General features: G+C 52.7%; 24 protein-coding genes and 1 pseudogene. 15 read left to right on the top strand and 10 right to left on the bottom strand.

The genetic code is table 11. The annotated features are described in order from the left end of the window. Positions 1 to 16 precede the first annotated feature (16 nt). The 6 genes from dxs to ACR0BF_RS13250 all read left to right on the top strand — a co-directional run bounded on the left by dxs (position 17) and on the right by ACR0BF_RS13250 (position 7121). Entirely contained in the window at positions 17 to 1945 is a 1929-nt protein-coding gene (gene dxs, locus ACR0BF_RS13275) for a 1-deoxy-D-xylulose-5-phosphate synthase (protein WP_480474587.1), read from the top strand. Positions 1946 to 2357: 412 nt separating this feature from the next. Further along, entirely contained in the window at positions 2358 to 3578 is a 1221-nt protein-coding gene (locus ACR0BF_RS13270; protein ID WP_480625073.1) for a tyrosine-type recombinase/integrase, read from the top strand. A 424-nt stretch (positions 3579 to 4002) separates the two neighbouring features. After that, positions 4003 to 4197 (top strand): helix-turn-helix transcriptional regulator, encoded by a 195-nt coding sequence (locus tag ACR0BF_RS13265; protein WP_271950316.1) that lies wholly within the window; start codon positions 4003 to 4005, stop codon positions 4195 to 4197. A 120-nt stretch (positions 4198 to 4317) separates the two neighbouring features. Further along, positions 4318 to 5211, top strand: coding sequence for a DUF7146 domain-containing protein (locus tag ACR0BF_RS13260; RefSeq protein WP_480625072.1), 894 nt, complete (start codon positions 4318 to 4320; stop codon positions 5209 to 5211). Continuing rightward, positions 5208 to 6707, top strand: a complete 1500-nt coding sequence (locus ACR0BF_RS13255) for a YfjI family protein (protein WP_480625071.1) — start codon at positions 5208 to 5210, stop codon at positions 6705 to 6707. Before ACR0BF_RS13260 ends, ACR0BF_RS13255 begins: the two co-directional genes overlap by 4 nt. Positions 6708 to 6710: 3 nt before the next feature. Continuing rightward, positions 6711 to 7121, top strand: coding sequence for a hypothetical protein (locus ACR0BF_RS13250; RefSeq protein ID WP_480625070.1), 411 nt, complete (start codon positions 6711 to 6713; stop codon positions 7119 to 7121). A gap of 130 nt (positions 7122 to 7251) precedes the next feature. On the opposite strand, the gene ACR0BF_RS13245 is transcribed toward ACR0BF_RS13250, so the two are convergent. The 4 genes from ACR0BF_RS13245 to ACR0BF_RS13230 all read right to left on the bottom strand — a co-directional run bounded on the left by ACR0BF_RS13245 (position 7252) and on the right by ACR0BF_RS13230 (position 10065). Continuing rightward, the gene (locus ACR0BF_RS13245; RefSeq protein WP_480625118.1) at positions 7252 to 7371 is read right to left on the bottom strand and encodes a type I restriction enzyme endonuclease domain-containing protein; all 120 of its coding nucleotides are present in this window, start codon (positions 7369 to 7371) and stop codon (positions 7252 to 7254) included. Positions 7372 to 7852: 481 nt separating this feature from the next. Continuing rightward, on the bottom strand, positions 7853 to 8920 hold the full coding sequence (mgrA, locus tag ACR0BF_RS13240; RefSeq protein WP_480521433.1) for an L-glyceraldehyde 3-phosphate reductase: 1068 nt from the start codon (positions 8918 to 8920) through the stop codon (positions 7853 to 7855). A gap of 125 nt (positions 8921 to 9045) precedes the next feature. Then, entirely contained in the window at positions 9046 to 9570 is a 525-nt protein-coding gene (locus ACR0BF_RS13235) for a cysteine dioxygenase family protein (protein ID WP_480521414.1), read from the bottom strand. Between the two features lie 225 nt (positions 9571 to 9795). Next, positions 9796 to 10065 carry an HlyU family transcriptional regulator gene (locus tag ACR0BF_RS13230; protein ID WP_170645251.1) on the bottom strand — a complete coding sequence of 90 codons (270 nt, stop codon included), beginning with the start codon at positions 10063 to 10065 and terminating at the stop codon, positions 9796 to 9798. A 297-nt stretch (positions 10066 to 10362) separates the two neighbouring features. Here ACR0BF_RS13230 and ACR0BF_RS13225 point away from each other — a divergent pair, with 297 nt between their 5' ends. Next, positions 10363 to 11595 carry a flavin-containing monooxygenase gene (locus tag ACR0BF_RS13225; protein WP_170602010.1) on the top strand — a complete coding sequence of 411 codons (1233 nt, stop codon included), beginning with the start codon at positions 10363 to 10365 and terminating at the stop codon, positions 11593 to 11595. A 55-nt stretch (positions 11596 to 11650) separates the two neighbouring features. On the opposite strand, the gene ACR0BF_RS13220 is transcribed toward ACR0BF_RS13225, so the two are convergent. Further along, a complete protein-coding gene (locus tag ACR0BF_RS13220) occupies positions 11651 to 12523 on the bottom strand; it encodes a LysR family transcriptional regulator (protein ID WP_480555918.1) in 873 nt (290 codons plus the stop codon). A gap of 183 nt (positions 12524 to 12706) precedes the next feature. Here ACR0BF_RS13220 and ACR0BF_RS13215 point away from each other — a divergent pair, with 183 nt between their 5' ends. Both ACR0BF_RS13215 and ACR0BF_RS13210 read left to right on the top strand, forming a co-directional pair. Further along, entirely contained in the window at positions 12707 to 13117 is a 411-nt protein-coding gene (locus tag ACR0BF_RS13215; RefSeq protein WP_480521418.1) for a GFA family protein, read from the top strand. 31 nt (positions 13118 to 13148) lie between these two features. Next, positions 13149 to 13343: a DUF1059 domain-containing protein gene (locus ACR0BF_RS13210; RefSeq protein ID WP_170389176.1), complete on the top strand. Its 195-nt coding sequence runs from the start codon at positions 13149 to 13151 to the stop codon at positions 13341 to 13343. A gap of 265 nt (positions 13344 to 13608) precedes the next feature. On the opposite strand, the gene ACR0BF_RS13205 is transcribed toward ACR0BF_RS13210, so the two are convergent. After that, positions 13609 to 14220 (bottom strand): TetR/AcrR family transcriptional regulator, encoded by a 612-nt coding sequence (locus ACR0BF_RS13205; protein WP_480521421.1) that lies wholly within the window; start codon positions 14218 to 14220, stop codon positions 13609 to 13611. Positions 14221 to 14334: 114 nt separating this feature from the next. Between ACR0BF_RS13205 and ACR0BF_RS13200 the strand changes: the two genes are divergently transcribed. Together ACR0BF_RS13200 and ACR0BF_RS13195 are read left to right on the top strand one after the other, a co-directional pair. Further along, positions 14335 to 15888 carry a phospholipase D-like domain-containing protein gene (locus ACR0BF_RS13200; RefSeq protein WP_480521423.1) on the top strand — a complete coding sequence of 518 codons (1554 nt, stop codon included), beginning with the start codon at positions 14335 to 14337 and terminating at the stop codon, positions 15886 to 15888. Between the two features lie 198 nt (positions 15889 to 16086). Then, complete coding sequence (locus ACR0BF_RS13195) at positions 16087 to 16335, top strand: hypothetical protein (protein ID WP_170668966.1); 249 nt, start codon at positions 16087 to 16089, stop codon at positions 16333 to 16335. A 549-nt stretch (positions 16336 to 16884) separates the two neighbouring features. Here ACR0BF_RS13195 and ACR0BF_RS13190 read toward each other — a convergent pair. The 3 genes and pseudogenes from ACR0BF_RS13190 to ACR0BF_RS13180 form a co-directional block, all read right to left on the bottom strand. Then, complete coding sequence (locus tag ACR0BF_RS13190) at positions 16885 to 18753, bottom strand: adenylate/guanylate cyclase domain-containing protein (RefSeq protein WP_480625069.1); 1869 nt, start codon at positions 18751 to 18753, stop codon at positions 16885 to 16887. 458 nt (positions 18754 to 19211) lie between these two features. Then, positions 19212 to 19880 (bottom strand): LysR substrate-binding domain-containing protein, encoded by a 669-nt coding sequence (locus ACR0BF_RS13185; protein WP_480625117.1) that lies wholly within the window; start codon positions 19878 to 19880, stop codon positions 19212 to 19214. 87 nt (positions 19881 to 19967) lie between these two features. Further along, positions 19968 to 20111: pseudogene (locus ACR0BF_RS13180) on the bottom strand (LysR family transcriptional regulator); the annotation flags it as partial. Positions 20112 to 20117: 6 nt separating this feature from the next. On the opposite strand from ACR0BF_RS13180, the gene ACR0BF_RS13175 reads away from it, so the two are divergent. After that, positions 20118 to 20855, top strand: coding sequence for a class I SAM-dependent methyltransferase (locus ACR0BF_RS13175; RefSeq protein ID WP_480625068.1), 738 nt, complete (start codon positions 20118 to 20120; stop codon positions 20853 to 20855). A 66-nt stretch (positions 20856 to 20921) separates the two neighbouring features. Continuing rightward, positions 20922 to 21395 carry a GNAT family N-acetyltransferase gene (locus ACR0BF_RS13170; RefSeq protein ID WP_480430604.1) on the top strand — a complete coding sequence of 158 codons (474 nt, stop codon included), beginning with the start codon at positions 20922 to 20924 and terminating at the stop codon, positions 21393 to 21395. Here ACR0BF_RS13170 and ACR0BF_RS13165 read toward each other — a convergent pair. Next, positions 21362 to 22369 carry an AraC family transcriptional regulator gene (locus ACR0BF_RS13165; protein ID WP_480430607.1) on the bottom strand — a complete coding sequence of 336 codons (1008 nt, stop codon included), beginning with the start codon at positions 22367 to 22369 and terminating at the stop codon, positions 21362 to 21364. The genes ACR0BF_RS13170 and ACR0BF_RS13165 overlap by 34 nt on opposite strands. A gap of 137 nt (positions 22370 to 22506) precedes the next feature. On the opposite strand from ACR0BF_RS13165, the gene ACR0BF_RS13160 reads away from it, so the two are divergent. Both ACR0BF_RS13160 and ACR0BF_RS13155 read left to right on the top strand, forming a co-directional pair. Beyond that, complete coding sequence (locus ACR0BF_RS13160; RefSeq protein ID WP_480430610.1) at positions 22507 to 23334, top strand: NmrA family NAD(P)-binding protein; 828 nt, start codon at positions 22507 to 22509, stop codon at positions 23332 to 23334. A 28-nt stretch (positions 23335 to 23362) separates the two neighbouring features. Next, positions 23363 to 23767 (top strand): DUF4345 domain-containing protein, encoded by a 405-nt coding sequence (locus ACR0BF_RS13155; RefSeq protein WP_480625067.1) that lies wholly within the window; start codon positions 23363 to 23365, stop codon positions 23765 to 23767. The last annotated feature ends 262 nt before the right edge of the window (positions 23768 to 24029 follow it).

Below are 24029 nucleotides of genomic sequence, written 5' to 3'. Positions count from 1 at the left end.
GCCAGGAACGCGCCAAATGTCTGACCGCCCCAAAACGCCCCTGCTGGACCTTGTGAACCGCCCCGCTGATCTCAAGCGGTTCTCGGACGCGCAACTGCATCAGGTTGCGCAGGAATTGCGGGCCGAGACGATTTCGGCGGTTTCTGTCACCGGGGGGCATCTGGGCGCGGGTCTGGGCGTTGTGGAACTGACGACCGCGCTGCACGCAGTTTTTGACACGCCGCGCGACAAGATTATCTGGGATGTTGGCCATCAGTGCTATCCGCATAAAATCCTGACCGAACGGCGCGACCGCATTCGCACGTTGCGTATGAAAGACGGCCTGAGCGGTTTCACCAAGCGCAGCGAAAGCCCCTATGACCCGTTTGGCGCCGCGCATTCCAGTACGTCCATCAGCGCCGCTTTGGGTTTTGCCGTTGCGCGTGATCTGGGCGGTGTGACTCCGGAAGGGTTGGGCGACGCGATTGCCGTGATCGGTGATGGATCGATGTCCGCAGGCATGGCCTTTGAGGCGATGAATAACGCAGGTCACCTGAAGAAACGCCTGATCGTCATTCTGAATGACAATGAGATGAGCATCGCCCCCCCGGTAGGTGCCTTGTCCAGCTATCTGTCCCGAATCTACGCCGAGGCGCCATTCCACGATCTGAAGGCGGCCGCCAAGGGCGCTGTTTCACTGTTGCCCGAACCGTTCCGCGAAGGGGCCAAGCGCGCCAAGGAAATGCTCAAGGGTATGGCCGTGGGCGGAACCCTGTTCGAAGAGCTCGGGTTTTCCTATCTCGGGCCCATTGATGGGCATGACCTGGATCAGCTGCTGCCGGTTCTGCGCACCGTCAAGGCGCGGGCAACCGGGCCGATCCTGATCCACGTCTTGACCAAGAAGGGCAAAGGGTACGCACCAGCCGAACAGGCCCGCGACAAAGGCCACGCGACTGCCAAATTCGATGTGGTCACGGGTGAGCAGAAAAAGGCTCCGTCAAACGCGCCTTCTTACACGTCTGTCTTTGGCAAGGCTCTGGTGGATGCGGCCACGCACGATGACAAGATCGTCGCAGTGACTGCCGCGATGCCAGATGGCACCGGGTTGGGCCTGTTTGCCGAACGGTACCCGTCGCGCTGTTTCGATGTGGCGATTGCCGAGCAGCACGGCGTGACCTTCTCAGCGGCGTTGGCGGCAGGAGGGATGAAGCCATTCTGCGCCATGTATTCGACCTTTTTGCAGCGGGGTTACGACCAGGTTGTGCATGACGTCGCAATTCAGCGCTTGCCCGTTCGGTTTGCCATTGATCGCGCAGGTTTGGTGGGCGCTGACGGTGCCACCCATGCCGGGTCGTTCGATATTGCCTATTTGGCCAATCTACCGGGCATGGTCGTCATGGCCGCTGCGGATGAGGCGGAATTGATGCACATGGTGGCAACCGCTGTTGCGCATGATGAAGGGCCGATTGCCTTCCGCTATCCGCGCGGCGAAGGTGTCGGAGTGGACCTGCCCGAACGTGGTGAGGTACTGGAGATCGGCAAAGGCCGCATGATCCGAAAAGGCGCGCGCGTCGCACTTTTGTCTTTTGGCACGCGGCTGGCTGAAGTTCAGAAAGCAGCCGAGTCTCTGACCGCCAAAGGCATCAACCCAACCATCGCCGACGCCCGCTTTGCCAAGCCGCTGGATCGGGACCTTATCCTAGATCTGGCTGCGGATCATGAGGCGTTGATCACCATCGAAGAAGGCGCTGTTGGCGGATTTGGTAGCCATGTAGCACAGCTTCTGGCGGATGAGGGTGTTTTTGACCGGGGCTTGAAATACCGCTCGATGGTCTTGCCCGACATCTTCATTGATCAGGCCAGCCCTGCGGATATGTATGCCGTTGCGGGTATGAATGCAGAGCAGATCGAAGCCAGGGTGCTGGATGTTCTGGGCGTAACCTCGATCAGTGAAAAGCGCGCGTAATACCGGCGCTGCCTTACCCTTCTTTGGCTTTGCCGCTTACCAAAAGCAGGAGGGGATAGGCGACCCAGAACCAAGCGGGTGTACATAGCGCCACGAGGACCCTTTATTGCGGTTTATCTTGTCATGACAGAATCGCCGCTGTTTCAAAGATGATTTGAAGCGATAAGACACTGATTCAGACATCACCAGCTCATTAGGCGGCTGCTTCCATATTTTCTTTGGGAAGAAATGGTGCCCAGGAGAGGCATTGAACATGTACATCACAATGCACCAAGATTCCTCTAGTAGAATTTTTTTAGAAATATAAACAATGAAGTTAACCGGTTCAACGATCACTATGCCTCAAAGTGCGTCTTGAAACCGCAGGAGAAAAAGGGGATAAAACAGGGGATACAGATTGCTGTGAGGGGATATGGCCGGATCACTCTACAAGTTGAGCGCGGCGAAGGTCCGCAGTGCCGGATCAGGCAAGCACAGTGACGGTGGGGGGCTGTACCTTTATCGACTTACCACAGGGGACCAATGGGTGTTTCGCTTCACCTACTCGGGAAAGCGCAAAGAGATGGGTTTGGGCGGTTATCCCGGCGTGACTTTAGCACAGGCTCGTGAAATGGCTGACGCCTACCGGGGGATCGTCAAGCGTGGCGGCAACCCTATTGAAGTTCGCAATGCAGAAAAAGCGCAAGCCGTTGCTTACCAGATTGCAACCGACCTCACACTCCGCGAAGAGAGACTGTTGAAGAACATCGCGCCTTTAGCCTTCGAAGCCCGCAAAGCGCAGTTGAAAGACGATGGGAAAGCTGGGCGTTGGTACAGCCCAATCAAAACGCACATCCTGCCCGCCTTGGGTGGAAAGCCAGTTGAGGATGTCAACGGCACCGCTATCGCCGACGCCCTCCGCCCGATATGGCACACCAAGACGGATGTCGCCCGGAAAGCTCTGACGCGCCTGAAGGCCTGTCTGAGCTACGCCAGCGCCAAGAAATACGAGGTTGACCGCCACGCCATCGAAGACGCCCGTGAACTTCTAGGCAAACAAGTGCATAAGGCGACGAATATACCATCGATGAACTGGCGGGACGTTCCAGCGTTCTATCAGAGTCTCGACGGCGGTGGCACGGTTCAACTTGCCTTACAGCTTTTGATCCTGACGGGGTTGCGATCTCGACCGATAAGATTCGCAAAGACGAACCAGATTAAGGGTAATGTCTGGATTGTTCCCGCAGAATTGGTCAAAGGTCCGCGCGGCAAGACTGATGACTTTCGGGTGCCATTGTCCAATGAGGCACTTCGGATCGTTGATAAAGCACGTGAAGCCGCCCGTGATGGATATTTATTCCCCGGCGTCCGCAAAGGCGTAATCAGCGACGCCAGCATGTCCCGCCATATGGAGCGGTTAGAATTGGAGGCGCGCCCACACGGCTTCCGTGCCAGCTTCAGGACCTGGGCCGACGAAGCGACCAAAACAGACTATGAAATTAAGGAAACTGCGATCGGGCACAAGGTTGGGTCAGCCGTCTCACGCGCCTACCAAAGGTCCGATTATTTTGACCAAAGACTTTTATTGGCGGAACGCTGGGCAGCGCATGTGACTGGCAAAAGTGCCCGCGTCATTTCGATTTTAGAGGCGTGAAATGAGGGCAGATAGGTGCAGTGCAACTATCGGCTACTCTCAAAAATATACTTACATTATAAGAGTGTAGCTTCGCGCAAACAACATATTGAGCTGCACACAACAAAGCTATAACGTGCTTGCGTCAGTATCCCTCGGGAGAACGCAAAAACACAGCAAGGGCGCTCTGTCTTTGGCGAGAAAAGCGCCCTCGCTGCTGAAACCGAAACCAACTAGCAGAAGGCCCGGAATAGTATGTGCGTTGGAAGAAACAAGGTATCGCCGGTAAAAGCGGTCACCTGCTTTTTTCTCCCTCTCGCTATATCAACAGAATTGTTGCAAAATGCAACACCCATTGCATCGGTGCAAATGGATGTGATCCATCGCGTTTTGCGACATTGGTTGAAACTCTTTTCCGGTCGTCTGCCCAATTTGAGGTCATTACATGGCAGACCAAATCACCAACCCTAAGAACCTGATCCGACTCAAGGACGCTATTGAACGGTATTCGTTGAGCCGGTCCACCTTCGATCGTGCGGCCAATGCAGGCGCGATTACAAAGCACACCCTGGGTCGCGCTGCGTTTGTGGACACGCATCAAATTGATGCCTGGATCTTGGGCGAAAGCCAGAGCAACTAAAACGAAACCCGCGCCAATGGGGATGACATTGGACACGGGTGATTTCGTTGAGAGGTGTAGTAAAACTACACTCGAAATCTAATGTGTTCGGCCCCTCAGCGCAAGGTGAGGTCAGAGCGAATGACTATCGAAATACAATCCAATTCACGTATTTGTGGAGAAACCCTGACATTCCGCCTCGGGGGTGTCTGGCGCGCCGGCAGGGGTTCAGCACCCTGCCCCGTTTGCCAGCCTGAAGGCCGCCGCGATCAACAAGCTCTTTCGATCTCGGAATCGGGAGGCAAGTTACTGTTGTACTGCTTCAAGAACGGTTGCCGCTTCAAAGATGTTGCGACCGCAGCCGATGTACCGCCTAGCAACACTTGTGTCGATCACACAGCGCGGACTGAGGCTGAGGAAAAACGCAAAGCGTACGAGTTCAACAAACTTCAACAGGCCCGAGGAATTTGGGAAGCGGCTCGTCCGATAAAAGGCACTAAGGCTGAAGCGTACCTGCGTGATCGGGGTATTACATGTACCTTGCCGCCGTCGCTACGGTTTGCGCCAGATTTGTTTCATAGCCCGACGACGTCTTGGTGTATGGCTATGATCGCCAACGTCACTACAGGGGCCATTCACCGTACATTCTTCCACAAGAAAGGCGTGCGTGTTAGCAAGAACCCGAAACTGATGCTAGGGCCGTGCAGTGGCGGCGCTGTAGTCTTGTCAGAAGCCGCAAAGCAGCTTGTGGTGTGCGAAGGAATAGAAACAGGCCTGTCGCTCTTGTCTGGGCTTCTCAATGGTCCAGCAGCCGTCTGGGCCGCACTCAGCACGTCCGGAATGAAGGCACTGGCACTGCCACCACATCCAGGAAATATTACAATCGCGACTGATGGGGATCCAGCAGGCATAGAGGCCGGGCAGTCTCTTGCTTCTCGGGCATCGTCACTTGGTTGGCAGGTATCGCTGCTACCCGCACCGGAAGGTTGTGATTGGAACGACGTTCTGCGCGGAGAGAAAGGCGGCCAGGCATGAACGAGCTAAACCCCAATATCGTGCCGTTTGATGCAGCCGCCGATTGGCCTGATCCCGATCTAACCATTGCGAAACCAGTGCGACCACCAGCGCCCGTCATGTCCGAGGCCGACCTTGACGAGATATTCGGCATATGGGCGGCTTGGATCAGATCGGCCGCCGATGCCAAGAATGCACCGATCGACTATGTGTCACTCACGTTGCTGTCGAGCGCAAGCGCGGCCATCGGCAATTCGCGTTGGGCAAGCCCTTGGGATGGCTGGAAAGAGCCCCCTGTTCTTTGGGCTATGCTGGTTGGTGATCCGTCGGCAGGTAAAAGCCCTGCACTGGATAGCGTGCTTGATCCCGTAAAGGACATTGAACGTTCACTGTCTGAGGACTATCGCCGTGCACGAGGGGATTGGGAGGTCAAAAACGAGCTGGCCTCGCTCGCCCTGGCGCAATGGAAATCCGACGCTAAAACGGCCTTGATCGAAGGTGTGGAACCACCTGCGAAACCGCCAGAAGCTGATGCGGGGAATCCTCCTGTTCGGGAGCGCATCAGCATTACCGATATCACAACTGAGAAGGTCGCTGACCTCTTGTCGTCAACCGGGCGTGGCCTGCTGCTGGCACGTGATGAGTTGTCAGGTTGGCTGTCTAGCATGGACAGATACAACGGCGGTGGCGATCGACCATTTTGGTTGGAAGCATACGGCGGGCGTAGCTATGCAATCGACCGAAAAAATAACCCTGAACCTATTATTGTTGATCACCTAAGTGTTGCGATTGTCGGCGGTACCCAGCCGGATCGCCTGTCCGATCTTTTGATAAAAACAAGTGATGACGGACTGCTCGCGAGGTTCATGGTGGTTTTTCCTGACCCCGTACCGCTTTCTCGTCCTTCGCAGGGGCTGAATGACCAGCAAATGATTGATGCCATCAATCGTCTACGTGGGTTGCCACATGTAGTTTATGAGAAAGGCGGGAAACGTCCAAGCCTCGTTCACTTTAACGAAGCTGCCGCCAACATTCTGCATCAATTCAGGAAGCAGTGTCGAGAATGGGAAGTCGATGCAGCTGGCCTTTTTAAAAGCCATATTGGGAAGATGCCTGGGCTCGTGGTGCGTATTGCAAATGTCCTGGCCCATCTGGATTGGGCGGCAACAGACAACCCCCAATCCCCTGAACAGATTGAAGCGCACCACGTGGGCCGCGCCTGTGACTTTGTCGGGGACTATCTAAGAAAGCATGCTTTCAGGGCATACGGTACTTCCAAGTTGTCGCCTGAAGTCGAGGGGGCAAAGGTTATTGCCGATATCATTCAGACCGAAGGTATTCGTCTCTTTAAGGTCAGGGACATCCACCATCGTGGTCGTTTCGGACTAAGTTCCGCCAATCACGTCAGAGCGGCATTGAAAGTCCTGATCGACGCGGATTGGGTCCGCGAAGTCAAGACCGAAACTGGCGGGCGACCCTCGATCAGCTACGAAGTTAATCCAAAACTGGAGGTTTGAGGCATGGGCCGTTGGTCAGATCTGGCGCGTAAGTTTGAAGTCGGTCGTATGTCTCTTCCCGACAACCGGCAGAAACCGGCAGAAAGGAACGAAGACCACGTTTCAACGGCTATTACGTCATTCGAGCACAACCGGCAAGAACAGGCAAAAAGCCCCACAGACGACACTGTTGCGGACTTTTTGCCGGTTTCGACCAGCAAGAAGGGCACGCGTGAAAACCCAACAGATAATAGGGAAACTACCTTTTTACCGGTTTCTGCCGGTTGTCGGGAAAGGAAATCAATTGGTGACCGCCCGATAACCTGGACCGGTAAGGTGGTCGGCCTAGAAGACTGGCGACGCCTCTCGGAATGGGAACGCCACGGCCCAAACGGTAGGGTGTGGAACGGTCTGGCTCGGCAGTGGAAACCATAACACGAGCGCCAAAAAAACAAAGTGGCGGTCAAACTAGGTTAATTTCTCGGATTCGAAACTACACCTCTACGTCCATCGTAACAGCGTTTCCGCCTGACTTAGGACCGTGTTGATCGCAACAGGAGCAAGATCAGGTGGATATCCGTATTTTTTTTAAGATGCGTCGAACCAGCACCCGCAACTTGGCCCGGGCGCTTTCTTTGAGGTGCCAGTCAACGGTGACGTTCTTTTGAAGCTGTTCAACCAGCACATAAGCGATCTTTCGCAGCTCTTCGTTACCCAACCTTTACAAACCTTAGCAAACCTTAACATGTCAGATGTCTTTGAAGACACTTTAGTGTGACCGCAAGACAAACCGATTCAGTGGGTCATATGCGACCCATACTTGAATAGTGCACCCGGACATCGTGGGCCTTTACGAATGACATGGATGATGCCGTTAGGAGCGCGATGGTCATCGACACGCTCAACCCCGCGTAACTTCGGAAACATGTGTCTAATGCGGTTGAGATACTCTTGGTCGAGCCAAAGCAAATGCAACATGGCCAATCCTTCTGCCACATTGAATCACGATGTGGCATAGAATGGAATTGACAACGGCAAAGATCACTCAGCGCGGCAAAGCTGTCGTCCGACAGAAACACTCAGATGACCGCTCCGAGCCCAAAGCAGAAACGCCAAGCGATTACGCAGAAAAACCTGCTTGCACCAAAAATCAGTGGTCAACAATTCTACTCCGTTTCCGAGGATCGCGCCCAGAGATTGATTTCCTCTTCCGAACTGACCTCGTCAATCTTGGCGAGTTCCGCTTCGGTAAATTCCAAATTCCGGACCGCACCTACGCAATCCACGATCTGCTCAGGTCGCGAAGCGCCAATTAGGGCTGTCGTAATCCGGTCACCTCTCAGCACCCAAGCAAGCGCCATCTGAGCTAATGATTGACCGCGTGACGCCGCTATGTCGTTTAGAGCCCTGACACTCGTCAGTGAACGTTCGTTGATCATGCCGTCCAATAGAGACTTGCCTTGGGTTGCACGGCTGTCTTCGGGAATGCCGTTCAGATACTTCGATGTCAAAATACCCTGGGCAAGTGGCGTGAACGCAATCGATCCCACGTTCAATTCGTCAAGCGTATCCAACAGCCCGTCCCGCTCAACCCAACGGTTGAGTAGGTTATACGACGGCTGATGGATCAGGCACGGTGTGCCAAGGTCTTTCAAGATGGCCAGCGCTTCGCGCGTTCGTTGCGAGTTGTAGCTTGAAATTCCGACGTAAAGTGCGCGCCCAGAGCGCACTATATAGTCTAGGGCTCCCATCGTTTCTTCCAGAGGGGTATCTGGATCATAGCGGTGGGAATAAAAGATATCTGCGTATTCTAGCCCCATCCGCTTGAGCGACTGATCACAAGAGGCCACAAGGTACTTTCGTGATCCCCACTCCCCATAGGGGCCCGGCCACATATCATACCCTGCCTTGGTAGATATGATGAGTTCGTCCCGATAGCCTGCGAAATCAGTTTTCAAAATTTCACCGAATGCTTCTTCCGCCGATCCCGGCGGCGGGCCATAGTTATTTGCTAAATCAAAGTGCGTTATACCCAAGTCAAAAGCAGTGCGGCAGAGATCGCGCTTTGTCTGGTGCGGGGTATCCCCACCAAAGTTGTGCCATAGCCCAAGGCTTATCGCGGGTAGCTTTATGCCAGACTGCCCACAACGGCGATAGACCATTTGCTCGTAGCGGTCCGGATTGGGAAGAAATGGGCGCGGCCGAGGCTTCGGGGGGCGTTGTAATTTTCTCATCTGTCCATAATCCGAGATCATCACCCCGTGTCAATTCAACGAGATAGTAATCGGCAATCAGCGAAGCCTGCCGTATAGATGGAACATGCCTCAAGTATTGTCAGCGCAGATTGTCAAACTGCAAACTAGTCCTCGAATAATGCGCGAACCTTCGACATGTCATACGCATGTTCCGTCAGGTTTTCAGGATCCCATTCGCTTCGCTCAGCTTCAAAAAAGTCCCCGCCGTATACGTGGATTGCTCCGGTCAACTTGGGGATAGGGTTTGTAACCGAGTGAATGAGGTCCTTACCAAGCGGAGTAAATTCACCCGTCGACAATGCTCGAGCCCCTGCCGCTTCAATGCGTCCTTCAGGGTCATCTGCCACGCGCCGCCAAAAAATGTTGTCTTCTCTACCACCATAAATGCCGATTACGGCCCACATTTCGTGATTGTGGGGCATTATTGTCATTCCCGGCTTCCAGACGACGTTGACGATTGTCAGATCACTCGACTTGTAAATGGGAAAGATACCGCTTTCGGTCGGCTCTCCCAAGGCTTGCGTCACGCCCGCAGGATCGCGCATCGCCCGGTCCACCACCTCAGCCACCGATTTGTGAGACGTGTCCTGATCCACCGCGGTCCGGCAGTCTGCTACAAACTGTTCCATGTTCCACATATCTTCAGCCCCCAATTGTCTACAATAAATGCAACAGCGTACCACAGGCCGCAAAATAGTCGAAATTGGGCCTCGGAAGGCAGCTGCATGTATCGGGTATCAAAGACTTCCAATGACTGCTTGGCCTGCTTAGCGTTCGTTCGCCAAATCGGGGCGGATGTCTACTTTGCGGAACCATCCGTCGATTGCATCGCTTACATTAGGCTGTCTGTTTGCTTAATCGAAAATGCGTTCGCCCTGCTCGTCGATCACCTGTTTCGCCTTTGCGATGCTGAAGCTTTCGCCCTGATCCCGGGTCTCAAAAACATCCGCCCGGATCACTGTATGGGTCTTGCGATCACCGTCGATGGTCTTTTCGATACGGGCTAAAAGGCGGTATTTGCCACCTTGGGGCATCAGGTCCGGAAAGATTTCGAACCCTCTGTAAGAGACCGGCTCCAGCTCCGACTTTTCACCACCACCGAAGAGTTTAGAGAAGAGGGACATTGGGCGGCTCCTTTCAGCGTTGCTATGACGGGAGACTAGCGTCGCTTAGGACAGGCGTGAAGCATGTCGTGCTATCAGAACATTTGTCTTCGATCCGTTGGTACGCTCCTGCGTTGCCTAATGCGTCCAGATTCGCGGTAAAAGTCCATTCCCCCGCACCACTCTCCCTTGTACGGACTGTCCAAAACCACCATTCTGACACGCCGCCGCCAACTACCGAACTGAGCCCTGAGCGGACATTGATACGTTGAAGCAACTAGCTGTCGCCGATAGAGTTTCATAGAGAGGTTTGCTGTTATGTACACCCTGATTGACACTGTGGTTGTGGGCGGAGGTCAAGCTGGGCTTTCCGTTAGCTGGCACTTGAAGCAGGCTGGTCATGATCACGTTGTTTTGGACCGCGGGCAGATTGGCGATACATGGCGTAACCGCTGGGATTCGTTCTGCCTGGTCTCTCCTAACAAACTCTGCCGACTTCCAGGTTTCCATTACGATGGGGATGATCCCGATGGTTTCATGCTCCGCGATGAGATCGTCAAGTACATCGAAGACTATGCGAGAAGTTTTGGTCCGCCATATCGAGCGGGTGTCGAGGTGGCTAGAATTGAGGCAAGTGCAGGACTGGGTCGCTTCAAACTAACCACATCAGATGGCGAAATCAGAGCGCAGAACTTGATCGTCACCGTTGGCACGCATCAACACCCGAATATACCAAGTTGGCACTACGATCTGCCCGAAAGAGTTACTGGCATACATACGTGTGACTATCGCAACTCAGCGAGCCTACCGGATGGTGCGGTGTTCATCATTGGAAGTGGTCAGTCAGGGTGTCAGGTCGCTGAGGACCTGCATTTATCCGGGCGCGACGTGCATCTTGCAGTGGGCAGTGCTGGCCGCATCCCACGTCGCTATAGGGGGCGCGACATTTTTGAATGGGACTTGGCGACTGGGTACATGAACATTGCGGTAAAAGACCATCCCAAAGGGACAGCTATCCGGTTCAAAGCCCATCCACATCTATCTGGGCGAGACGGTGGTCGTATAATTGATCTGCGCCAGATGGCGCTCGACGGGGTCAAGCTACACAGCAAGGTAGAGGGTGTTCAAGACGGGTGCCTGATTTTGGCAGGCGGACTTGAAGAGACGCTCAAGGCAGTGGACGATGTGTGTCGCGCGGAAATGGAGAGCATCGACACGTTCGTTGCAGAGAATGGACTCGATGATCCCAAGGAAATTGTTGTCCCGATCAACTGGCAGCCCAAACCTGAACTACCGTTCTTCGACTTGGCTGCAGCAAATGTTTCAACCGTAATATACGCAACAGGGTTTCACCGCGATTTTGGATGGATCGACTTGCCGGTCTTCGATGAGAGTGGCTATCCGCAATATGAGCGAGGTATTACAGATGTAGATGGCCTGTACTTCTGCGGACTGCATTGGATGCATACACAAGGGTCAGGCCTGTTTTATGGCGTGGGCGAGGACGCGGAGTACGTTGTTGATCACTTGATTTCCACTTCGGGCAAATAAGCTACGCGACAGCCTCGAGCCTAGCCTGGATCGAAGGTTTCCAACTGTAACTAGATCAGTTTTCGGACGTGTGTCTCGATACGACCTGCGACTGAGATTTTAACCAGTTGACGAACACCTTAGCCTCGGGACGCTGAAATTCTGCTTGTGTCTGGATGTAATAGACGCCGAAGAGTGGCTCAGAGAACAACTCAATCATCCGATCAGATGACAGATCGTCCTCGAAAAAAGCTCTGGCAGAATACGTGATGCCGTCACCCCGGCGAACCGCAGTCATGATCAGGTTCCCAGGCATGTGATTTATGGTCAATGGCTCGGGAGGTACGACCCCATGATAGGTGAACCAGTCAGCCGCCTCGTTGGTGCCTAGTTCCTGCAACCAGGGCAGCTTCGTTAAAGAGGCCGGGTCACGCAGATCTTGGCCTTCCACCAGTGAAGGTGCTCCGATCACGACCATGTCGGAAACAAGGACAGTATCCTCTTCTTTTCTCGGCATGCGTCTGTCGTGATACCGAATGGCGACATCGATTCCGCCTGGTCTTATCTGAACCAGTTCCGAAGTTGGGTTCAGCATCAAAGTGATCTCTGGATGTTCACGTTGAAACTCCGCCATTCTCGGCAACAGCCACTCCACCGCGAATGCTGGTGCCATTGTCACTTGAACGGGACGCTGCGCTGTGTGTTCTGCCAGTCGTTCGACACCCCTTCCAATGATTTCAAAGCCGATACCCAGTTCACGTGCAAGAATGATACCTGGCTCTGTCAACTCAATGCCGCGCCCACGTCTGGTAACGAGAGCTACACCCAAATGCCTTTCCAACGATTTAACCTGCTGGCTGACAGCCGCTTGGGTCACGTTCAAGCGTTCAGCCGCCACGGTGTAACTCCCAGCTTCCGCAACCGCTGAGAAGGCGCGCAAAGCGTTCATCGGGGGAAGGTGCAACCAATCCATACTGTAGTTTTTCTAATGTTCGGTTAGACTATTTGAGTCGAATGATATCGGTTTTCCTGACAATATTCATATCGAAATTTGTTTATATGCTCCAAAAAAGTTGGGTATGGGCTTCATCGCGGATGTCAGCCTAGCCGCATGCCAGGAGATCTTGATACGATGGATAAATTTCAAGGTGGATGTTACTGTGGTGCTGTTCGATACCAGATCGCGACACCACCTGTCTGGTCGGGACATTGCCATTGTCGTTCATGCCAAATGGCCCTTGGTGGCGCCTTTGTAACTTGGGCTAAGGTAGCCGCCGAAGACTTCGCCGTTATCAAAGGCGAAATCCATCACATTGAGAAAACTTCGGGTATTCGCCGCGGGTTTTGTCGGGACTGTGGAACGACGTTGACCTATGCCGCCTTAAATGAAGGTGAGGGCCAAGACTGGAGCGCTGACGCTTGGTTTTCTGCTGTGACGTTGGACGACCCATCGATTGCGCAACCCAAGGCCCACGTCTTCGTCTCACATCAGCAGCCATGGATAAAACTCGACGACGGGCTGCCGACGTTTCCTGAGTTCTAACCAACTTTCCGAGCGAACGGAGGAGAAAGCGATGAACACTGTTTATTCATATGCCTGCAAGGACTGCGAGGGCATGGAGGCCTGCCCAGGCAAAGTGGTTGCAGCGACTAAGGACGAAGTATGGAAACTCATGGAACTGCACGCGGTAGTCGCCCATGGAGAAGATCCTAGTTCGTGGGACGCCGATACTCGAGAATATCTGGGAACATTGATTAAGCCAGCTTGATAAGATCAGGGGGGCTTCGACGCCCAACGAGAAATCGGCCTTGAACTTCGATTTGGAATGCTTGGTGACGAATGGCGACTTTGTTGAGAAGGACCGGCATGGGCTGCCAACCAGCTAATCATACAAGCTGTGAGGATAGGCAGCTCTGAGCCCAAGTGGACGATTGAAGTTGACGTAAACTGTTTTTCGACCTGCATTGATCAAAGTTTACTAATGGAAGGGAAAGCCTGGCTGTTATTCTCGAAGAGACGACCTCATACATTGGTCATATCTCGTTTTCTTGCATACTCTTTCTAATCCCGGTTACGTAATTCTTCATTAAAGACTCGATATACGACTCCGAGGTTTCATATCGGGATAACTTGTCTGAGGCGTCAAGGGCGGCGATTCCATAGAGGCAAGCCCAAAGAACACGAGCGTCATGAATGGCTTCATCAACATGGCTCTCTGGGTACAATGGGCGAATTGCCGCGACACCAATATCAATAAGATCGAAAATGGCACGATCGTATTTTTCGGGAGTTACCTTTCCCGGTGGCAACTTGTGTTCAAACACTGCGCTCCAAAGGTTGGAGTTTTTCTGAGTAAATTCCAAATAGGACTTCGCTAACTCCGTCAATGCCTTCTCGGGCGAGCCATCCAAGATCACGCCCGACAAATACGTGTGAAGGCTCCGCAATGTGTTGACGTGCAATTCCAGAATTAGATCATCGCGATTTTCAAAAATCAGATAAAGCGTCCCTGATGTGTACCCAATTTCCCTAGCGATACGCCTAATTGTCAGCTTTTCGAGACCTTCGCTCGCAACTAGTTTCGTTGCCGATTTTAAAATCATTTCCCTAAGCTCTGCACGGGTATGGTCTGATCTCCTTGCCACTTAAACCTCTGAAACTGTATAATTAATATCCTCTATATATTATATATTGATCATTGATTATTTTCAACATATGATAAATAATCAGTGATCAATAAATGTTAAGTGAGTTCAAAGATGTTTGGGGCACTTCGCGTTTTCAAAGTTTTCTTGCTTAGACAAATTGACGGAACGTCGCTCTGCGCAGGGGCGCTCTTCCTAACATTGAGCGCGTGCACCTTGTTCGTTGAAACATCACCAATGGTTTCACGCTCAATGCCCCAAATATCTCCCTACACCCCCGTCAAAAAATCTTTAAACGTTGAGGTGAAAACAAAAACATCCGATGCATTAGTCAAACCGCTCCGAGACGGATTGGAAGCGTTGGGTAACCGTTTGAACGCCATTGATCAGGCTCAAAAGACACTTGATGTTAGCCTGTTCATTCTGCGAGAAGACGATGCCGGTCATCTATTTGTAAGCAAAGTCCTGAATGCGGCTGATCGAGGAGTAAATGTCCGATTGCTCTTCGATGACTTGTTCAATCGACGAACCGCAAATCAGTTCTTTGCGCTAGACAATCACCCCAACATTGAAGTCCGCGTTTTCAATCCATACTCGCGCCTTAGCCCGACGCTATTTTCCTTTATAGTTGACTACGAAAAAAGCCGACGGCGAATGCATAGCCGATTTCAAATCTCTGATAACCTCTACGCAATTATTGGAGGTAGAAATATCGCTGATGAGTACTTCGCAGATAACGGCACTTCCAAGTTCCTTGATTTCGAAATTGGGGTTCGCGGCGAGAAAGTGAAGGCCATTTCTGAAGCATTCGAGCTCTACTGGACCGATAAATGGAGCGAAGACATCTCTAGCCTTCAGTTGCTGCCTCCAATGGTCGGCCTCGATGATCTTCGCGTTACCGCACGCCGAAGGGCAGAAGAAGCGTGGCAAGGAACATATCGGGACCTGCAAAAACCATCTGAAAGACGACCGCTGAAGAACGATGGAATTAGCGCCAAGGTTTCTTTTGTATCGGACGTTCCGGGAAAAATACGTAGGCATAAATTTGAGCGTCGATACCTCGTTTCGCAATCGCACTACGACGAGATCGCTCGAGCGACAGAAAAAGTATTGATTGTCACACCCTACTTCATTCCAACGGACAAGGGCGCCAGTCTTCTGGAGCGGTTGAGCGACAAGGGCATTCGGGTCGAAGTCGTGACCAATTCCTTAGCTTCGACCAACCATGTGTCCGTGCATGGTGGATACTCCCAGTATCGTGCGAGGTTGTTAAAGGCCGGGGTAAAAGTCTTCGAGTTAAAACCATTCAATAGCACAAACTTTGGCAAGGCTGGCCCGATACTTACTCTTCACGGAAAGTACACAGTCATTGACGGTAAAACCACTGTTGTAACGACCATGAACTTTGATCCAATTTCCATTACCGGAAACTTGGAATCCAGCGTTACGGTTCATAGCGCTAGCTTCGCGCGTTTAGTTTTAAGCGACACAAAAAACCTAATTTTAAATGGTTGCTACCGGCTAGCCCTGAACTCCAATGGCAACTTGGTTTGGTATGAAGAAACAGGTTTAGGAACAGTTGCGTTTGACGATGAGCCAGGAGCATCAATCGGTCGAAATTTCATCTCGGATTTCGTCGCCGCATTAAAAATCGAAGGCCTGCTCTGAATTCAACTTGATTATCTGCATCGATCGTCAATCAGCGGCGGACCAACAAGTAAACATAAAACACTATTCCATTATAGGAATGGATGACGTGAAACCTTCCAGTGTGGATTTTTACTTTAATATTAAATGTTTGCGGTTCGAGAGATGCTTCCTATCCGATCTTTTACTTTAGCAATTACCAGCAAAGGGAGATGAGAAATGCTGAGCAAGACTATTCAAATAACTCTTATCTGTATTGTTGTAACCGCATGCGAGACAAAGGCGCAAAAAGCTGAAACCGCATTCATGCGCGAACAGCTGATTGCATCAGGCCAAAGCACGAAACCGGCCGATGAGCTCCGAGAAAAGCACATAGGTAAAAATCTAGCTATAACTTCAGCAGCAGTACTGACCTCTCCAATCTGGGTCCCACTCGCAATTGTGTCGTGGCCGGCATTGGGGCTTTGAGCTGTTCACGCCGTTATGGTTCAGTTAACGCTGAGTCAGCTTTAGACCGTATGCTGAACAAGCGATACATGTTCAAATTGGCAGCAAAGTCCGCGACTCGGACATAGCTTCAATTTTCGCCACCGTCTGCTCTTGATGTAAGCAGCCGTTCGCGGCCGGAACTTCGAAAATTCTGCTGTAAACGTCGGCTACCCGCATCGAACCAGTCATCTGAAAGAAACGGTCGTATGACCGAGTCGAGCCCTTCTTGACCAACGCGGCGTCGGCCACGAATGGCAGAGACATTCAGAAAGGCCTCTGCAAAGCATGGAGCGTTTCGCGACAGCGGTCTTTCAAGCGGAGTGCGGCTAGCGGCAGGTCTCGGCCTATACTTGACCGGTGCGACCCGGCTAACTTCGACCTACCCGACCGCTCTGCAATAAGATGAATTGCTGTCCGAACATAAAGTGAACGAGTAGAGCTCTTGGCGTGACATAGATACTTGACAAGTAAGATGTCAGCGCAAAGGGGTAAATAGACATCGGAGCAAGCAACTTCGGACCAGATCGGTCATTCAGGAACACCTGCCTTGCGAAGGCCTCTAACCAAAAAATCCATTGCTGTCGGCACGAATGGCAACTGGTTTTCCACCGAGCTGCTGATGGAAAAATTTGGTGCAATCTCGAGCAGATCAGCTACTGCTTGTGTTGCGTCGGATAGTCTCCCGAGCTCCGCGTATGTTGGAGCCAGATATATGCGGCAGGATCGACGTTTTGGTGCCCGGACAGCACAGGCTTCAAGCTCGGGCAAGGCTTCAGCAAAGTTCCTGTCAAAGTAATATGCCCTGCCAAGGTACATGTTGTATCGGGATGGGTAGAGTGGATTCAGGCGCATGGCCTTTTTCATCAATTGGACAGCATCTTTCGGGCGATTGGCAAATGTCAGCGCATCCGCAAGACTTGCATAAAGCTGTGAATGGTTCGGGTTGAGTTCAATTGACCTCTGGATAGCGGCAATTGCATCGCTGTGCCGACCTCTGCGCAACAAGACGCGTCCAAGCAACTCGTGGCCTGTCGACAACAATGGATCCAATTCTATCGCCTTGGTGGCCGCAGCTTCGGCACGGTCGAGTGCCGCCGGCCCTTCGTTCTGCGTAATGTAGGCGTCATTGTAGGTGTTTCCGAGGATCGAATAAGCGGGCGCGTAGTTGGCATCGATGGCGATGGCCTTTTCGGCCAGTTCACGAGCTTTCAGCCACATCTCTCTGCCTCCGGCATCATACGCGGCGCGTGCGCGCAACACATAATCATACGCCGACAGGTCTGCGGGGCGTTTCTGCACCGCTTTCGCAAGATCCGAAATCTTTATGTTCACCAACAGGGTGCCGGCTATTTCCCGGCTCAGCTCGTCCTGAACATCGAACAGGTTGGCGGCTGCCCTGTCGTAACGTTTGGCCCAGGCGTGAGCGCCGGCTGAAGCGTCGATCAACTGTGCAGAGATCCGGATTTTCTCATTGATACGCCGCACGGATCCTTCGAGAACATAGCGAACGCCGAGTTCTTCTGCGACCTGCCCAATGGGGACCACGCGCTCCTTGTAACTGAACGAAGAATTTCCGTCGATGACAAAGAGGTCCTTGGACTGTGCGAGATTGGTAATCAGATCTTCGACGAAACCGTCCGCAAAATACTCCTGCTCAGGGTCGTTGGAAAGATTCTTGAACGGCAATATCGCGATTGATGGTTTGTCCGGAAGCGTGTACGCCATTCGGCTCGGATCGACAGGTTCGACGCCAGACCTCTGCGACCACCACAATCCCGCGCCGACCAGCAGCAAACAGATGAACCCGGCAGCAATGACACTTTGCTTTCTAAGGTTGGTCTTGCCAAACAGCTTTCTCTCGAGAACTTGGCCTGCACGTTCAGGATCGGTCAGAACTCGATATGTCCGTATTGAACGGTGGATGTTCTTGACCTGAACGTCGCCCAGCGATTCATATCCGACATCCAGGTTGGATTTAAGCTGGTCATAGGCGCTGCCCGAGATGCAGATGCCTCCCGGTTCAGCCATTTGTTCCAGACGCGCGGCGATGTTCACTCCGTCGCCGAAGATGTCGTCACCTTCTATGATGATGTCGCCAAGATTAATTCCTATCCGGTACTGGATGCGTCGGTCGTGGGAAATACCGGCTTCTCTGTCGGACATTTCCCTTTGGATATTGACTGCGCATTGCACGGCTTGCACAACACTTGGGAACTCGACAAGAACCCCGTCGCCCATCTCCTTGACGATGCGTCCGTGAAACTCGTCGAAGCCAGGATCAATGAGTTCGGCACGATGAATCTTCTGGCGTCGAAGTGTCCCGACTTCATCAGCCTCCATCAGCCGACTGTATCCAACCATGTCGGCGGCAAAAATAGCGCTCAAACGTCGCTCCATGCCGGTCCCTCCTGCGAAGATGATAACAGGTAGGAATTTTGAACTCCACACTCGCAAAAGTCGCCTATCAACATAAAGCTTTCGACAAGGAAACGTTGCGAGTTTGACGTAAGGCGCGGGTCGCAGACTTTGTCTTATTACGCTATTTGCCTGTTCGCAGACCGTGCGACGGAGGTCGCCTTATGCGGAAAAAAAGCCAGCAACCCCAATTCCGTAATGGGCTGCCAACCGCCATAGCCTGGGAACTAGCAAACGGCAGCAAAGTCCGCTACCCGGACATAAACGCATATTTGTTTACCGTCCGCTTCTGCGCAAAGCTGCCAGTCATGGCCTAGGTTTTGAAAATTTCGCAGTGAACGTCGGCTCTGGGGCTCTGAACTGTCATCCGACAAAATAGCTTGGATGACCAGGTTGAGCCCGAAGCAGACTCCAGTTCACGACACCAGACCAACTCACGTTCAATAATTTGTCCGCGAGCCGAGATGGTCTGCAAGCTGATCAAAAACCAACCTGATCCTTCGCGCTGTTTGTAACTCAGAGTGTGTGGCCAACCAGATAGGAAATTTGAATGGCTCGCGTTCGGGCAGAACACGCTCCACACCGGGTGTAAGGGCCGCCACATCGTCTGACATAACACTAATGCCGAAGCCTTGGCGCACAAGCTCCCATGACACTATCCCGCTCTGCGATCCAACGCGGAAATTCTTGCGGGTTACTTCGATGCCAGCCGGATTGAGAAATCCAATCATCGTGTCAATGTCGCCAAAACCGACGAAATCCAACTTGGCAAGTTCGTCTTCATTTCTTGGTCGTCCAACGCGTTCGAGGTACGAAGGGGCAGCGTAAAAGTGTGCCGTCGCTTCTGCCACCAGCTTTGCAATCAGGTCGGGCTGTGTTGGGCGTACATGCCGAATGGCGATATCTGCCTCGCGCCGCTGTATGTCCCGTATGTCATTTGCTGCGACCACGTCGATCTCAAGCCGCGGTGCCGCGAGCCTGATTTGCTTAAGAATGGGCGGGAGCTGATAAGCTGACATCACGTCGGAGGCAGTGATCCTGACTTGCCCTTCAATGGCTTGCGACTGGCTTGTCGCGGTCAGAGAAATCCTGTTCGCAACATTTGCCATTTCACTGACATGTACCAACAGCTCAGCACCAGCGGTTGTCAGATTAAGCGACTTGCCAACCCTTTCAAACAAGCTGACGCCGAGCGCCTGTTCCAGCGCGGCGACTTGCCGACCGACGGTTGGCTGGGTCTGCCCAAGCACGCGCGCCGCCGCGGAAAACGAGCCTTCTTCTGCCGTTGCAAGAAAGGACCGAGCCTGGTTCCAATCGAAATTGATAGCGTTCCAATTCATGCATTAATGCATAACAGTTCTGCAATATCTGGCAATTCCATAAAATCGTGTTTTAATTTACTGACTGCTGTGAAAAGTTCGAAAGAGAGATTAAAGATGGCTGCATTGTCCAAAGATGCCGAGTTCTGGAGCAAGATTTCGCGCAAATATGCGGCTGATCCTATCCGAAATATGGAAGGGTATCTGAACACGCTCGAACGTACAAAGTCCTACCTGAAAGCCGAAGACAGCGTGCTGGAAATCGGGTGCGGGACAGGGTCAACCGCGTTGCTACTGGCACCACATGTGGCTCAAGTCACTGCCTCCGATCTCGCACCGGGGATGATCGAAATCGCCAACGAGAAACTCGCTGAAGAAGAGTTGGAGAATGTAACGTTCAAAGTGGCCGAGGTTCTGCAGCACGATCCTAACGACGGTTCTTACGACGCTGTCCTCGCACATAATCTACTGCACCTTGTGCCCGATATGGGCCATGCACTCGAACACATTGCGACCCTTACAAAACCCGGTGGGGTATTCATTTCCAAGACCGTTTGCGCTCCAGAGAGTGGAGGGTTCAAATATGGCATAATCAGCCGAATAGCGATCCCGATTATGCAGGTCCTCGGGAAAGCTCCGTTCGTAAATTTTGTATCCGTAGCTGAACTCCAGCACGCCATTGAACTTGCGGGCTTCGATATCGTCGAGACAGCGGATCAAGCCGGGTTATTGCCGAGCCGGTACATTGTCGCGAGAAAGCTGTGAAACAGTATTCGCGCCATAATTACTTTGCATGCAAGGGACAGCTCGGGCCATCAAATGAGGATAATGATGAAAGATGGGATTTCATTTGCACGCCTTTCGGAAATCGATCCGAATGACATTGCGGTTCATATGTCCGACCCCCGGGTAGCAGAGCACATGCCGCTTTTGACGTTCAAATGGAATGTTGACGTCGCAAGAGAGTTTATCGCCAAGAAGGAAGGCTACTGGGCACGTGACGGTCTTGGACATTGGGCGTTTTTGTCAGGCGGTCGGTATGTTGGTTGGGGGGGCTTTCAAAAAGAAGATGATGAGTGGGATTTTGGGTTGGTCTTGCGGCCCGACGCCTTTGGCCTTGGGAAACGGATTTGCAAAATGGCAATCGACTTTGCGATTGCTGACAAACGTATCCCCTTTGTCACGTTTCTGCTGCCACCAAGTAGAAAAAATCTTGGTGCGTTCCGGAAACTCGGTGCCAAACACATCGGAGAGATCGAATACGAAGATGCTCAGTTTCTCAAGTTTCGCCTGGATACGGAGTGAACTCCGTTCTTCCTGATTTTTCCCGGTGGTGCGCCATACACCCGTTTGAAGGCTTTGTTGAACGCAGGCTCTGACAAGTATCCGATGTCAGCGGCAATCTGCGAGATAGGTTGATCGGTGGACACCAACCTTTCGCTGGCCAGGTGCATACGCCACGTTGCAAGATACTGGATTGCCGGAACGCCTACCAACTCAGTAAACCGTGCCGCGAAAGCGGATCTGGACATACCAGCAACCTCCGCGAGAGCCTCGACTGTCCAAGCCGAAGCAGGCGTACGGTGAATTGCGACTATCGTGCGCCCGATCTGCGGGTCTCGCGCAGCTTTTAACCAGCCTCGATCTGCATCGGGTGCGCTGTTCAGCCAACGACGAATGGCCTCAATGACAACCACATCGGCCAGTCGCGTGATCACGGTTTCGCCGCCCGGTCTCAATTCCCGCGCCTCTTTTGCGATGAATTGCAAAGTTGCCTGTAACCAGCTTCCGGCGTCCTCCTCCCACGGGTCGATTTTGAGTAAATCCGGAAGCAAGCGCATCAACATATCACTGGCGGCGTGATCTATTCGGACCAAGCCGTACATGATGCCCGTCTCCGCGCCGCCGCCGCCGTATTCCAGTGTTTCATAAAGCTCGGTTAACTTGCGAATGGGCAACTCCTCCAGCGTCAAGAGCGGCGTGTCTTCTGAGCTAAAGAAACCGACCGGTGCTCCGTTGGTCATCAAGACCAGATCGCCTTTTTCGACCTCGAACGGGTCATCGTCGCCGACCTTCATCAAGCACCGCCCGTGTGTGATGACCGCAAAGCTCAGTACGCCGGGAAATCCCGGTATCGATACGCCCCATGGTGCAGTCATGCGAGACTGGCAATAGAATGTACCTGTCAATTTCAGCAAATGGAGGATTTCCCCCAGCGGATCGCCGATCGGCTGTGCCAGTGCATCTGGGTCAGGGACATGCGGTTCAACCTTGTTCATGTGGGGACCTTGGCTGAAATTTAGCTTTTCGTCTATATAATTTGGACGATCGAATAAGAATATTGGATTTTGAAGAATAGAACATCTCTATTGATTGCCTAATTTCGGGCTATCAAGTGAACTCATGGAGATGACCTATGATACAGCAAACCATTCTTGTACTTGGCGCAACAGGCAAAACCGGATCGCGGATCGCGACACGTCTAGAAGAAAAAGGGCAGACAGTCTGGCGCGCATCGCGGAGCAGTGAAACGCCATTTGACTGGGAACAACCGCAGACCTGGCCGGCAATCCTGGAAGGCGTCTCGTCTGCCTATATTTCTTACTTTCCTGACATCGCTTTTCCAGGCGCGGTTGAGCAAGTCGAAGCCTTCACAGCATTGGCTCGTGAAAAGGGATTACGGCGTTTTGTGCTGCTAACCGGGCGTGGCGAGTTTCATGCGGAACGAGCGGAAGCAGTGGTACGCAATTCCGGAGTTCCGTTCACTATCGTTCGTGCAGCATGGTTTGCACAAAACTTCTCTGAAGGGGCATTGCTTGGTCCGGTCATGGCAGGTGTCTTGCCGATGCCCGCCGGCGATGTACGCGAACCAATCATCGACGTAGACGACATTGCCGATGTTGCCGTAGCTGCTTTGACAGAAGAAGGACACGCCGGCGAGCTGTACGAGGTCACGGGACCACGTCTCATGACGTTTGCCGACATGGCTGCTGAGCTTTCGCGCGCCATGGGCAGGACTGTGCAATACCTGCCAATTTCATTCGAAGACTTCCACGCGGAAATCGCGCACGCGAATGGCGAGATGATTGCTGATGTGATCACGGACATCGCGCGTGAAACGCTGGACGGACGCAATGCGAACCTCGCGGACGGTGTCCAGCGTGCGCTTGGACGCGCGCCACGCGACTTCGCCGACTTTGCAAACAAAGCTGCAATGTCTGGCGCGTGGACCAGAGCCGCTTGAACCGGGCCAAAGGACATCGGAGACAATCATGAAACTTGAACTTAGATGCAGACTTATCTTGGGCATGTCCGGATTAACGGCATTTGCAATAGGTCTGGCCATCACATTGGACCCACAGTCTTTCTACGCCAACTACGGCATCGTACTCTCACCGCAGCCAAACCTGATGAGCGAGTTGCGTGCACCTGCTGCCAATCTCGCGGTACTTGGCCTGATCATTTTGTGCGGAGCATTTTACCAAAAGTTGATCCAGGCCTCAGCCTTGCTTGGGGCTACGGTTTTCTCAGCTTTCGCCGTGGGCAGGACAATCAGTTTCGTCCTCGATGGTTGGCCATCCGAAAACATTCTTGCCGCATTTGCGATAGAGGTTTTGCTTGCGGTGTTGTGTTTGTGGGTTGTCGGTGGAAATGCGAAATCTGCAGCGCCTGCCTGAGACGGTTTTGTCCACGTAGAAGTCGTTCACACCTAGTGCAGCGAACGGCTGCCCTGAGCCCATTTTGACCGATGCTGCGCGATGTCCTAATGACAGCAATGCGCAGAAAGCAGACTTTGCAAAGTCCGGTTGACCACATTGTCCACCAAAGGCGACAGTTCTGCTTCGCGACTGGGCTATACATAGCCCTCAAAGCGTATTGTTTGCGGGACTTCAGTTGCACCGTTTTCCTGAGCGAGTAGGGCGCGTGCTGACGAAAAGG

Source organism: Ruegeria sp. AG7 (assembly GCF_056541545.1).
Note: the sequence above shows the minus strand (reverse complement) of the source record. Positions and strands in the feature narration are given on the sequence as shown.